We start from the raw sequence: 13,995 nt of genomic DNA on the forward strand, positions 1-13,995 counted from the left end.
CGCCGCGGGCGGGGTGGCGGCCACGGGGGCCACCGTGGACGTGGGCCCTGACGTGCCCGGGGCCGCGCCGCCCTGCGTGGCGGTGGAGTTCCCCGTGCTGGCGGGCGGGCTGGCGGGGCCGCGGCGGGCGCCGGGCAGGAACGCCTTGGGCCGCTGCGGGATGGTGTCGAAGCCCGCGGCGATGACCGTCACCCGGACCTCGTCGCCGAGCGCGTCGTCGATCACCGCGCCAAAAATGATGTTCGCTTCGGGATGGGCGGCGTCGGCGACCAGCTCGGCGGCGGCGTTGATCTCGAACAGGCCGAGGTCGGAGCCACCGGAGATGTTCAGCAGGACGCCCTGGGCGCCGTCCATGCTCGCCTCCAGCAGGGGTGAGGCGATGGCCTGCTCGGCCGCGACGATGGCCCGGTCGTCGCCGCGGGCCCGCCCGATACCCATCAGGGCGCTGCCCGCGTGCGACATGACGGTCTTGACGTCGGCGAAGTCGAGGTTGATCAGACCGGGGGTGGTGATGAGGTCGGTGATGCCCTGCACACCGGAGAGCAGCACCTGGTCGGCGCTGCGGAACGCGTCCAGCACGCTGATGTCACGGTCGGTCATCGCCAGCAGCCGGTCGTTCGGGATGACGATGAGGGTGTCGACCTCGTTGCGCAGCGCGTCGATCCCGGCTTCGGCCTGAGTGGCGCGGCGGCGTCCCTCGAAGGTGAACGGACGGGTGACGACACCGATCGTCAGGGCGCCCAGCGACCGGGCGACGTTGGCCACCACCGGCGCGCCGCCGGTGCCCGTGCCACCGCCCTCCCCGGCTGTGACGAACACCATGTCGGCGCCCTTGAGGACCTCCTCGATCTCCTCCCGGTGGTCCTCGGCCGCCTGGCGGCCGACCTCCGGATCCGCGCCGGCGCCGAGGCCGCGGGTGAGCTCACGGCCGACGTCGAGCTTGACGTCGGCGTCGCTCATGAGCAGGGCCTGGGCGTCGGTGTTGATCGCGATGAACTCGACGCCCTTGAGACCGACCTCGATCATGCGGTTGACGGCGTTCACACCGCCACCGCCGATCCCGACGACCTTGATCACCGCCAGGTAGTTCTGTGGAGCTGCCATGCGGTGTCGGTCCTCCAGCGGCGTCGATGGGCGGACGGGGCGGCGTGTCCCAGCCGGCCGGTACGGCGGGGAATGCTGCACCGAACGGATGGAGCAGGTAACGATCGGCGAGCTTCAACCTTCACCGTCAGCTAGACAGTTAATGTTATGTCAACTTCCAACCGTGGACCGGACAGTAGGGAGGAGTAACCCGGGGGTCAAGGACACGCCCGGCGCGTCACGTCACACCTTTCCCGTCCGTTCGGTCACATCATCCGCCACACCCGGGATGACCGCATCCACCGCACCCGCGATGACCGCATCCACCGCACCCGGGACGACCGCCGCGGCCCGGGTGCGGACCCGGACCGCCCGGCCCTCCCCGGCCAGCCCTCCCCGGCCCGGTCCGGGCCCGGCCGAGCCTCCCGCGCGCTGCGCCGATCCGCCGGGCCCCGCCCGCCAGAACCCGTGAACGCCCCGTGAGGAAATGGTGACCCTGGAACTCCGGGGCCCTGGCCGCCCTCGACCGGGAGCCGCGAACGCCCCGCGAGGGAATGGCGACGGCGACGGCCCGACGGGCGGGTGGGTGGCCGCGGCCCTCGCTGGCCACCTCGGGGGCCACCTCGGGGGCCACCTCGGGGGCCACCTCGGGGCGCAGCGAGGCGTCCGGCCGACCCGCCGTGGCGGCGGCGACCGGTAGCATCAATCCGATTACCCGGAGAAAGTGAACCTCCGATCGTGAATCGGCTGTAATCACACGGCAACGTCCGGTAATCCTCCGCGACGCTTCCGGCCATGGGCGGCCCGTTGTCGCGTGCACGGCCCCGGCAGGTGTTTTGATATCCCTGCGCAGGCTTCCCCGCCGGGTTCCGCCAGCGGGTATCCAGCCAGCGGATCAAAGATATTATGATCATGGTTTCTCCGTAACGTCGGAGAGCCCGGGAACCGAGGGGTGCGATGTGGCCGTCACCAACACCTCCGGGGCTGCCGACCGGCGATGTGACACGGACGAGGCCACCGTGGAACCCGGCCCACGGATACGCCTGGTCACCCCTGGCTCTCTCATCGACCAGAACATGCTGACCGACCCCCTGTCGGGCAAACCGTCCACCACGGGCACGGTGACCCTGCTGTTCACCGACATCGAGGGCTCGACCCGGCTGGTGCGCCGGCACGGCGACCGCTACGGCGACATCCTGGCCGCCTGCCAGCGCCTGCAGCGGCAGGCCTTCGCCGCCCACAACGGCCGGGAGATCGACACCCAGGGCGACTCGTTCTTCGTCGCGTTCCGCACCTCCAGGGACGCCGTGGCGGCGGCGGTCGCGGCCCAGCGCGCGCTGGCGGCACACCAGTGGCCGGCCGGCGCCCGGGTCCGCGTCCGGATGGGCGTCCACACCACCGAGCCGACCGCGTGGACCGGCCGGTTCGTCGGGCTCGGGGTGCATCGGGCGGCCCGGCTGTGCGCCGCCGGGCACGGCGAGCAGATCCTGCTGTCGGAGATCACCCACTCGCTCGTCGAGGACGCCCTGCCCGACGGGCTCGGCCTGCGCTACCTCGGCGAGCACTGGCTGAAGGACTTCGACCAGACGCAGCGGATCTGGCAGCTGGTCGTACCCGGCCTGCAGAGCGCCTTCCCGCCGCTGCGGGCCCCCGACGCGTCCGCCCCGGCCGGGACGCGCGACGAGCCGGCCGCCGGCGCCGACCCCGACACCGACACCGAGAGCGGCACCGGCACCGGGCATTCCGCCGGTTCCCACCTCGGCTGGCTGGCGAGCATGGCGGACGCCGTCTTCGTCGGCCGGGCCGCCGAGCTGCGGGCGCTGCGGGAGGGCTGGGAGCGGGCCCGCTCCGGGCACCGGGTACTCGCGCTGATCAGCGGGGAGCCCGGCATCGGGAAGACCACGCTGGCCGCGCGGATCGCGCGGATCGCGCTCGACGACGGCGGGCTGGTGCTCTACGGCCGCTGGGACGAGGACGTCCTCGCCCCCTACCAGGGCTACCGGGAGGCGCTGAGCGAGTACTCCCGCACCTGCCCGCGCTCCGTGCTGCGCGCCGAGTTCAACGAGCACGCCGACGAGATCTCCCGGCTGTTCCCCGAGGTCGCCAAGCGCATCGGCGCCGTCGGCGCCCCGCTGCCGGGCAACCCCGAGGCCGAACGGTTCCGCCTGTTCGAGGCCATCGACGGCTGGCTGGCCACGATGGCCACCCGCCGCCCCGTCCTGACCGTCCTGGACGACCTGCAGTGGGCGGACCGCTCCTCCCTGCTGCTGTTACAGCACATCACGCGGATGCCGCGGGCCACTCCCCTGCTCGTGGTGGCCACCTACCGCAGCACCGACCACGGGGAGCTCAGCGGCTTCCTGCCCCGGCTGGTCCGGGACGTCGACTGCCGGCGGATCAGCGTCAGCGGCCTCGACGACCACGAGACCGTGACGCTGCTCGGGCGGGTCACCGGCGGCGGGCCGGCCGGGCCCGGCCTCGCGCTGGCCCGCGAGCTGCGGGCGGACACCGCGGGCAACCCGTTCTTCCTCACGGAGATGATGCGCCACCTGGTGGACGTGGGGACGCTGTCCCCGGCTCCTCCCCCGGCCACCGGCCGGACCCCGGCGGACCTGCCCGCGGGCCCGGCAGACCTGTCGGCCCCACCGGCATTGCCGGGCGCGCTGCCAGCGCCGCCGGCTCCCACGGACCCGCTCCAGCCGGACCGGCCGCTTCTGACGGACCCGCCGGGGCCACCGGTCCCGTCCCAGATCGAGATCCCCGAGACCGTGCGGGACCTGGTGCGCTGGCGGCTGAGCCGGCTGTCCCGGGAGTGCGCCGCCGCGCTGGACGTCGCCTCCGTGATCGGCCGCGAGTTCGACGTGGACATCCTCAGCGCCGCGACCAGGATCGACGAGATGCGCCTGCTCGACCTGCTCGACGAGGCGGGGCAGGCCGGCCTGGTGCAGGAGGACCACGACCAGCCCGCCCGGTACGTCTTCTCGCACTCGGTCGTCCGCCGGTTCCTGCGGGACAGCCTGGGTGTCACCCGCGCCGCCCGGCTGCACCGCCGGATCGGGGACGCCTTCCAGGACCGCCAGGCCAGCGCCCCCGCCGAACTCGCGCACCACTACTGGGCGTCCGCGGACCCGGCCGTCGCCGACCGGGCCGTCCACTACGCGCGGCTCGCCGGCGACCGGGCCCTGGCGGAGGCCGCCTTCGACGGCGCGGTGCTGCACTACCGCCGCGCGCTGGACGTGCTGGACCGCAACGGTGGCGGGCTGCGCGCCGAACTGCTGCTCGCCCTGGGTGACGCCCATGGCCGGGCCGGGGAGTACCCGGCCCGCGACACCCGTTTCCTCGAGGCCGCCGCCGCGGCCCGTAGCGGCGGCTCCACCGACCTGTTCACCCGCGCCGCCTTCGGCTACGGCGGGGTGCTGCCCCCGGCGGTCAGCCCCGACCCGCGGGGCCGGGCGCTGCTGGAGGAGGCACTGCAACGCCTGGGCGACGCCGACAGCCCGGCGCGGGCCAGGGCCCTGGGCCGGCTCGCCCACTGGATACACCACGAGCGCCCGTACGCCGAACGGGTCGCCCTCTGCCGGGAGGCGATCGCGATGGCCCGGCGGGTACGGGACCTCGCGACCCTGGCCACCGTGCTGCGCCACCGCTGCTGGGCGCTGGACGGCCCCCGTGACGTCGACGAGCAGCTTGCCGACGCCGCCGAGATCCTGCGGCTGGGCGAGGAGCTCGGCAATCACGAACTGCTCCTGGACGGGCTGCGGATCAAGATGTCCGCGCGGTTCCGGCAGGGGGAGTTCGCCCTGGCCGCCGACACCGCCGCCACCCTCACCGATCTCGCCCGCGAGCTGCGCCATCCCGAGTTCCTGCGAATCGCGTCCATGTGGGACGTGGTCGTCGCCACCGTCGAGGGACGCTACGGGGACGCCCAGCGGATGGCTGGCGACCTGCAGGCCCACCTGCGCCAGCTCGGCCACTCGCAGACCGACCTGATCCCCATCGGCCAGGCCCTCCCGATGCTCTGGCTGCGGGGGCGCCTCGCCGACACCCGCTCGCTCATCGACGACATCGCCACCCTCCAGTCACACATCCAGATCTGGCCGGCGATGCGGGCCTGGCTGAGCGCGGAGTCGGGCGCCCACGACCAGGTCCGCCAGCTGCTCGGCCGGCTCTCGCCGGACGCCCCGGCCGACCTGGACGAGAACTACTCGTGGTGGGCCACCATCGTCGCGTTCATCCAGGCCGTGACCGCGGTCGGGGAGCGGGAGTGGGCAGGCCGGCTCTACGACCTCGTCCTGCCCTTCGCCCGGCACAACGCCACCCTGGGCCTGGCGGGCTTCCTCGGCGCGGTCACCCACCATCTCGGGGTGCTCGCCGGGACGCTCGGCCGCTGGGACGCCGCCTGCGCGCACTTCGAGGCGGCCCTGGAACGGCACCAGACGATGGGCTCCGCGCCGTTCGTCGCGCTCACCCAGGCGGAGTACGCGCTCGTGCTGTCCGCGCGGGGCTGCGACGGCGACCGGGAACGCGCCGAGGACCTGCGCGCGGCCGCGCTGCGGACCGCCGCCGGCCTCGGCCTGCAGGCGGTACGCACCCGCGCCGCCCGGCGGACACCGCCAGGGGCCTGACCCGGCCGTCACGACGCCCCGGCCAGCGGCGGCCAGGTCACCGCGATGGCCCGCTCGCCGCTTCCCGCTCGGCCTCGACGGGTTTCCGCTCGGCCTCGACGGGGCTCTCCGGGACCTCGGCGGGTGCCTGGAGATGCTGGAGGATGAGCGGGTAGACGTCCCGGTCGGCGTTCTGGCCGATGATCGCGTCCAGATGCGCGTAACCGGGCAGGAGACTGCGGCTGTAGAGCTCCGGGCCGTTGGCGTCGCGCAGCCAGCGCAGGGTCCGCGCGCTCCCCTCCGGCAGGAAGATGTAGTTCTCCGTCCCCTGCAGGAAGTGGATGGGCAGCCGCAGGAACCGCGGATCGCGGGTGTAGACGTCGCCGCCCGCGGCGTCGACGGCCAGGCCCGCCCGCATCATCGTCGCCAGGTGCTGGAGCGAGGCGATGTTGCCGACGCCGAACATGCCGTGGAGCGCCTCGTGGGTGGCCTGGTTGAGCTGGGCGTGCCGGTGGGTGCAGCCGAAGATGGCGTTGATCCAGCGGCACAGCGCCTGGCCGCAGCGTTCCGGCGAAGGTACCGGCACCGCGCGCAGCGCCAGGTCGACGGCGGCGTTCGGCAGGGTGAACCGGCGGGCCGGCCGGACCAGCCTGAGGCCGGCGGCGGTGAGCAGCTCACTGACGTGCAGGGTGGTCTTGAGCCTGTTCAGCCGTGACGTGACCGGATGCAGCGGGAACTGGGCACAGACCGCCGAGCGGACGTCGGGCAGCTTGCCCGCCGCCAGCGCCATCAGCAGCGACCCGGACCCCACACAGTGCCCGTACGCCTGGACGTCGGCGGCCCCGGTCACCCGCCGGACCTCCGCGACCGCGGCCGGCCAGTCCTCGGTGGCGATGGCGTCGATGGTGAACTGGGTGGCCGAGGACGGCAGGTCGATGGACGCACGGTAGTCGAACAGCCAGACGTCGTAGCCGTGCTCCACCAGGAACTCGGCCAGGTTCGTACGGATCGTGTCGGTGACGAAGGCCCCGGTGGACATGCCGAACCCGGCGGCGAGCAGCACCGGCCCCTTCGCCCCGCCCCGGTAGCGGATCAGGCGCAGCCAGCCGTCGGCGCCCACCTCGGCGCCCTCGTGCCAGCGGCCGCCCTCGCCGCACCAGCGGATCTCGGGCTCCGGCAGGCGCAGCGCCCGCCGCCCGGGGGCGGCCGGCCGGCGGCCGGTGCCGGCGGGGAAGCGCCGGGCCTCGTCCAGCGGGCCGCCGTAGATCCGCCGCAGGTGCCTGGTGAGCAGCTTCAGGGCGGCCAGCTCGTACTCCCGGCGGCGGCCGGCGTCGGCGACACCGCGCACCTCGATCGCCCATGGCGCCCATGGCGCCCAGGGCCCCCGGCCCAGGCGAAGCGCCCGCAGCGGGCCAGGCCACGCGGCCCGGGCACGGCCCGCCCCGAGCGTCCGCCCGTCGTCCGTACGCAGCGTCAGGTTGAGGATGGCCGTGTCGGACCACGCGTCGAGCCCCGGATGATCGTGCAGCTCCTTGAAACCGTCGAGGACGTATCGTCCGCCGTCGTCGGCGACGAGTACCAGCCGGTACCGCGCGTGCCAGGTCTCGACCTGGTCGGGGTCGGGCTCGTTCAGGACGCACTCGCCGCCCTCGATCGTCAGCGGCGCGCTCGACAGGACCGGCACCCACGCACGCCCCGACGGGCGGGCCGGTGTGCTGGGGTCACGCAGCAGCGCGTCGGCGTCGTCGAAGTCGACCGTGAGGTCGATACGGATCGACGTCCGCGCGCGGCGGCCCTGGGCGAACCCGGCCCGGAAGTCGTCGGTCACCCTGGTCGAGAAACAGCCTCCCAACCGCTCGCGGAAACGCAGCGCTGCCAGGTCACGGGACGGAAATGAGGTCACATCCCGCGAAGTGGCATCCCGCTCGGAAGATGGGATCTCCGGCCTGGAGACAATGCTCATCGCTCCCCCGTTGCTGTATGCCCGGTGTCGATGCCGCCGACAGGTGACGAGCCGCTCGGTCGTCATACCGCCGGCGGGCCACCCTGCTTCGCAGAGCACATTCCCACGACCAATTGAGCCACGTCACTATCGGTTGCCTGACAGCCCCCGCCCCACCTCTTCCGAGGTTTCCGCGGATCGGCGGCCGCGCTCCGGGCGTCCCATCAGAGGTCGATCATCTGGGCCAGGACGGTGCGCACCTCGGCCCGGAGCACCCGCTCCCTGGTCGCGGGACTCACCCGCATCATGGTCGCCACATCATCAAGTTTATGCCACCGTAAACCCCACGGTAGCCCACAGGAGAGCCCTGCCCGGTTGTGACTGGATTATTTTGTGAAAGGTGCGACGGGGACATCGGCGGTGATGCCGCCTGATGGTGGTATGGAACGCGCACGGGAGCGAAGCAGGAGATGATCCTCAGACTGAGTGTGCACGGCCCCGACGCGGATACCCGGCGCGACGTCGAGATATCGGCCGCTCCCGAGACCGAGGTCGGTTCCGTGCTCGACACGCTGCCGCTGCTGGTCGACGGCCGCCGCTGCTTCGTCGGCGACCAGCCGCTCGACCGCGCCGGGAGCGTTGCCGAAAGCCCCCTGGTGCATGGCGCGACGATCGGTATCGGCGCTGCGGGCCCCTGGCCGCGCGCCGTCCAACCTGGTGTCGCCGGTGCGCTGCGGGTGTGGGACGGTCACGACGCGGGCCTGGTCGTGTGGCTCGCGCCAGGCCGCCACCTGCTGGGACGGGATCCGCAGACCCAGGCCGCGCTCGGCTGCGACGAGGTCTCCCGCCGGCACGCGGCACTCACGGTGTCCTCGGACGCCACGGCCACCGTCGAGGACCTCGGCTCGAGCAACGGCACCCTGATCGACGGTGCGCTCGTGACCGGCCCGGTTCCCCTCCCGGCCGGCGCCGTCCTCGAGACCGGTACCGACCGTATGGAGTGGGTGCCACTGCCGCGGACCCCGCTGCAGACCACGCGCGGCCAGGACGGCCGTCTCGACTTCGACCGGGCCTTCGCGCCGACACCCACCGTCAGCCGCACCGAGCTAACGCTGCCATCGGCCCCGTCCCGGCACACCGCATCCCGGGGCGCCCTGTGGATCCCCGCCCTGTTGCCCCTCGTCGCCGGCGCGGTCCTCTTCGTGGTCCTGCATAACCCTCTCGTCCTGCTGATGTGTCTGCTCGGTCCCGTCAGCGTTCTCGGCACCCAGCTGGTGGCCCGCGGGCAACGAGCAGCCGACGACCGACGCTTCGAGGCCGAGAAGGCGGCCACGCTGGACAGGATCACCGCTCTCGTGGCGGCCGAGGAGAAGATCCGCCGCGCGCAGGCGCCCGACCGGCTGGACCTCACGCTCGCCGCGACCGGAGCCGACCGCCGGCTGTGGCCACGCAACGCGGACTCCCCCGACGGCCTGCGGCTGCGGGTGGGCATCGTCAGCGAGGCCGCGTCGATCGACCTGCGCGGCCAACGGTGGGCCGGTTTCGAGGAGCCCACCCTGCACGGCGTGCCGCTGACCGTCGATCTGCGGACCGTGGGTGTCCTCGGTGTCACCGGAGCGGACGGGCCGGCCGACGGCCTGGCCCGCTGGCTGCTTGTCCAGCTCAGCGTGCTCCGCAGCCCCGACGACCTCCGGATCGTCCTGATCACGTCCGGCAGCCGTGACCACCTGGCGTGGGCCACCTGGCTGCCGCACGTCGCCGCCGACAGCGCGGGCCCCGTGCCCTGCTGGGTCGGCAACACCGAACAGACCCGGAGCAGCCGCATCGCCGAACTCCGGGATCTGATCACCATCCGGTCCGCCGAACGCCGGGGCGCCGGCAACGTCCGTTTCGCCGAGGACGTCGTCGTCCTGCTCGACGGCGCGCTCGCGCTGCGCAACCTGCCGGGCATGAAGGCGATCCTGCGGGACGGCCCGGAAGTCGGCGTGTACGTGATCGCCGTCGACCGGCACGGGATGAACGAGTGCCGCGCCGAGTGCCAGGTCGACGACGCCGGCGCCGTCCAGCTCACCCACAATCGCGGCGAGCGGGTCAGCGTCGGCCGCGCCGAGGGCACCAGCCCGGACGACGCCGAACGGCTCGCCCGCGCCGTCGCGCCGCTTCGTGACCGGCTGTCACTGGGCAGCGCCGAATCGGCCATCCCCTATCCGGTGCGTTTCCTCGACCTCGTCGGCGTGGGTGTGGCGTCCGCGGACGACGTGCTCGCCCTGTGGGCGGACCAGCCGGGGCCGACCACACAGGTGCCGCTCGGCGCGGACGCGGACGGGACGGTCACCGTCGACCTCGCCGGGCAGGGGCCGCACACGATGCTCGGCGGTGCCACCGGCGCGGGCAAGAGCATCCTGCTGCAGACGCTCGTCACCTCCCTGCTGCTGGCCAACGCCCCCGACGAGCTGAACCTCGTTCTCGTCGACTTCAAGGGCGGCAGCGCGTTCCTGCCGTTCGAACGCTGCCCGCACGTCGTCGGGCTCATCCGCTCCACCGGCGAGACCGCGGCGGACGTCTTCGACGAGGCCGCCGCCGAGCGGGTGCTCGCCTCGGTGCGTGCGGAGGTGCGCCGCCGGGAGTCCCTGCTCGCCCGGTACGGCGGGGAGATCGACGAATACTGGGCCGCCCGGCGTTGCGCACCCGGGCTGCCCGCCCTGCCCCGGCTTGTGATGATCTTCGACGAGTTCGCGCGCGTCCTGGAGACGTCCCCGGACTTCCTGCGAGCGCTGGTCAACGTCGCGGCCAAGGGCAGGTCGCTCGGTATGCACCTGGTGCTGGCCACCCAGTCGCTGCAGGGCAAGCTGTCGGCCGAGCTGAAGAACAACATCGACCTGCGGATCACGCTCCGGCAGAACGAGCCGGCCGACAGCGTCGAGGTCCTGGGCGTATCGGACGCCGCGGCCATCCCGGGCCGGCTGCGGGGCCGCGGCATGATCCTGTGCACGAAGGACGAGACCCGCACCCCGCGCCTGTTCCAGTCCGGCTACCTGGGCGACCCGCCGCCCGCCGGTGGCGCCCCGCCCGCCCGGATCCGGATCGTGGGCTGGGCCACGCTCGGCACCGCCCGGCCCGAGGAGCGGGCCGACCACGGCGGCGCGGCCACCGACCAGACGCTGACCCTCCGCGCGGTCGAGGCCGCCGCGCGTCAGCTGGGCCGCCCGGCGCCGTTCCGGCCGCTGCTGCCGCCGCTGCCCGCGGACCTGACCCTGGACGATCTTGCGGCGGCCTGGGGCGACGGCGAACCGGCCGCGACGGCCGTCCCGTACGGTCTGGTCGACTCCCCTGACGCCCAGGCCCAGCCGCCGGCCGTGCTCGATCTGGCCGGCAGCGACCGGCTGCTGGCCGCTGGCGGGCCGCAGCAGGGCCGTACGACGCTGGCCCGCACGCTGATCACCAGCCTGGCGTCCCGCCTACGGCCGGACGAGGCGCAGGTGTACGTCATCGAACACCAGCCGGCGGGGCTGGCCGCCTACGCGGAGCTGCCGCACTGCGGCGCGGTGATCGCCGGCGGTGAGCCCGACCGGATCCGCCGGTTCGTCACCTGGCTGCGCGACGAGGTCGCCCGACGTCAGATCGGACGGTCGGGCGGCGGTGTGACGGCCGCCGGGCGGCGGGATCCGTGGATCGTCGTCATCGTCGACGGCTGGGAGCAGTTCGAGAACCGCGGCGACCCCACCTTCCTGGAGACGTCGCTGCTGACCGTGCTGCGCGAGACGATCGTCGCCGGGCCGCCGCTGGGTGTGCATGTCGTGCCGCTCGGCGGCCAGGAGCTGCTCACCAGCAAGGTGGCGACGCTGTTCACCCACCGGCTGCTCCTGCCGTTCGGCAAGGAGGAGCTGCGCCGGGCGCATCTGCCGTCGGGGGCGGCCAGCCCGCCGGCCGTACCCGGCCGGGCCGCGGACGCCGCGAGCGGGGCCCAGATCCAGATCTGCCGCCCGTCCGTCGATGCCGGCACCCTCATCGGCCAGGTGACCACCCGGCTGTCCGCGGCGGGCCTGGCCACGGCCGCCGTGACCGGGCCGGTCACGGTGCGGCCGGCCATGCCGGGGCCAGCCGTGGCGGGACCGCCCGCAGCGGGGCCACCCGTCGTCGGCCCGCCCGTGACAGCCGGCCAGCACACGGCGGCCGGGCTGCCGCGCCCGTTCCCCCCGCTGCCGGCCCACGTCGCCGTCGACGAGCTCCGGCTGCCCGACCCGGCTCCGTCGGGCACCTGGCTGCCGCTCGGTGTGGGCGGCCCGGACGTGGACGTCGTGGGCATGGACTTCTTCGACGCCGGGCCGCACCTGCTGCTCGTCTCCGGCCCGGCCGGCTCCGGACGCACGACCGCGGCGGCGGTCGTCACCCGCGGGCTGCGGCGGGCCGGTGTCGGCGTCCTGGTCATCGCCCCGCCCCGCTCACCGCTGCCCAGCCTCATCGGGGACGACGGCGGTGTCCGGGTCGTCACCGGGACCGTCCTCAAGGACACCGACCTGCGGGCCGCCGCCGAGGCGTTCGGTGACGGGCGATACGCGGTGGTCGTCGACGACTGTGATCAGATCACGCTGGTGCCGACGCAGGTCAGCTTCGCCGACGGCCCCACCCTGCTGCAGGACATCGCCAGCCCCGGCGCGCTCGGCCGGCACGCGCTCGTGCTCTGCGGTGACGCCGCGCCGATCCTCACCGGCCAGCGCCGCTCCCTCGCCCGTGTCGTCAGCGAGGTCATGACCAGCGGTGCCCGGCTGCTGCTCACCCCCACCTCACCCGTGGTGGCACGCGAACACGGCTTCAAACTGGAACCCGACCAGTTCTTCGCCGCCCCACCCGGCCGCGGCCACCTCGCCACCGCCCGCACCACCACCCTGATCCACCTCGCCCGGTAGCCGTCCGTCACTGAGAATGAATGGCCCCGGTTCGACGGAGACCACGGCTGCTCCAGTCCTCGGGGACGCGGCTGCCTACGCGGGGTGCCCGTTCCGCGGGAGAGATCTCCACGCTGCCAGAAGATCTTCTGGGCCGATGGAACGGGCGGGAACACCGGCGGCAGCACCCGTCCGGCTGATGGCGAGAAGTTCGGTCGACGTGTCAAAGCCCGGCACCGCGGTGACATCACGCACCAGCGCGGCATAGTCGTGCTGGTCGAACGGCTGCGTCGACTGCCATTTGATACTGCCGGCAAAAATTATCCGGTTCGCAGCCCCCGCCCGGTCAGCGCCGACCACGTCGATCTCGGGGTTGTTCTGCCGGTTCCACCAGCCACCGACGGCCTCCACCTCGGGCCAGCCGAGTTCCGGCGCCATACGCAGCAGGGCCTCCCGAACCAGCGGTTCCACCGCCCGGCCACGCCAGGCATACCAAGATCGTTTAACCCGCCGCAGCAGCAGATCCCCTCGCCCCCGTTCCACGAGCGGCAGGCCGGCTGCGAGATAGGCGAGATAGAAGCGCAGATATGGGTCGGCCACCCGATAACGGCGCTCCTTCTCGGCCGGCCTGGTCGAAAGCGGGGTGTCGACAGCAACCACACGTTTGGCTTCGAGCAGGCGCAGTGCGCTCGTCAGCGAACTCGCCGCCATCGGCTCGGCTCCGGCGGACGCCGCCGCGCGAACGCCGCTCCACGTACGTTCGCCGTTACCGATAGCGGCCAGCACCGTGCGGGCCTGGATATACCCTGGGAACTCGGCGGCGAGTGACCGTTCTCCCGAGACCAGCAGCGCGGACGTCGGGTCGGCGAGCGAGACAGCGAGGAAGCTCTCGACCGACTGGCCGGACCCCCATTCCTGGCATATCAGCGGCAGGCCGCCGGTAACCAGGTACGCGTCGATGGCTCCGGCAGCCGGCAGGCCGACCATGGCGCCGACTTCGGCCGGATTCAGCGGTGGCAGCACCATCACCGTGCCCCGCTGGTGGAAGGGCCGCCGGTAGTCGTCGAGACGCTCCATCATCGCCAGGTCCGAACCGATCAGGATCAGGAGGACCGGCTTGCGCGAGAGCTGCGTGTCCCAGGCCGTCTGCAGCGCCCCTTCCAGCGCCGGGTCGGTTTCGATCAGCCACGGCATCTCGTCGATGACCACGATGCCCGGTGTGTCGGCGGGCAACGCCGCGGCCAGCTGACGGAACGACGCCGCCCAGGTCGGCAGAACCGTGCCGGACTCGAAGAGATCCCGACCGGGAAGGTCGGACTCGGCCACTGCCGCGGCGAACGCCGCCCGCTCGGCGGCGGGATCGGCGCCCTGACTCGCCTGGAAGAACACGAACGGGACGTGTGCCCGCTCACAGAACACCTCCACCAGCCGCGACTTGCCGACCCGGCGCCGGCCCCGCAGCAGCACCGCCACCCCCGGC

At 73.3% G+C, this 13,995-nt stretch carries 5 protein-coding genes; 2 read left to right on the forward strand and 3 right to left on the reverse strand.

What is annotated here, in order from left to right; genetic code table 11:
- Window positions 1–1,104 (reverse strand): cell division protein FtsZ (gene ftsZ, locus AC5LSR_RS19375; protein ID WP_493468771.1); only part of this gene is annotated, 1,104 nt, incomplete at its 3' end.
- Between the two features lie 938 nt (window positions 1,105–2,042).
- Here ftsZ and AC5LSR_RS19380 point away from each other — a divergent pair.
- A complete protein-coding gene (locus tag AC5LSR_RS19380) occupies window positions 2,043–5,708 on the forward strand; it encodes an ATP-binding protein (RefSeq protein WP_445548792.1) in 3,666 nt (1,221 codons plus the stop codon).
- Window positions 5,709–5,745: 37 nt separating this feature from the next.
- Here AC5LSR_RS19380 and AC5LSR_RS19385 read toward each other — a convergent pair whose 3' ends face one another.
- The gene (locus tag AC5LSR_RS19385; protein ID WP_493465470.1) at window positions 5,746–7,650 is read right to left on the reverse strand and encodes a hypothetical protein; all 1,905 of its coding nucleotides are present in this window, start codon (window positions 7,648–7,650) and stop codon (window positions 5,746–5,748) included.
- Between the two features lie 449 nt (window positions 7,651–8,099).
- Here AC5LSR_RS19385 and AC5LSR_RS19390 point away from each other — a divergent pair, with 449 nt between their 5' ends.
- A complete protein-coding gene (locus tag AC5LSR_RS19390) occupies window positions 8,100–12,536 on the forward strand; it encodes an FtsK/SpoIIIE domain-containing protein (RefSeq protein ID WP_493468772.1) in 4,437 nt (1,478 codons plus the stop codon).
- 75 nt (window positions 12,537–12,611) lie between these two features.
- On the opposite strand, the gene AC5LSR_RS19395 is transcribed toward AC5LSR_RS19390, so the two are convergent.
- Window positions 12,612–13,995 (reverse strand): ATP-binding protein (locus tag AC5LSR_RS19395; protein WP_493468773.1); only part of this gene is annotated, 1,384 nt, incomplete at its 5' end.

Source organism: Protofrankia sp. CiP1_Cm_nod4, assembly GCF_982290645.1.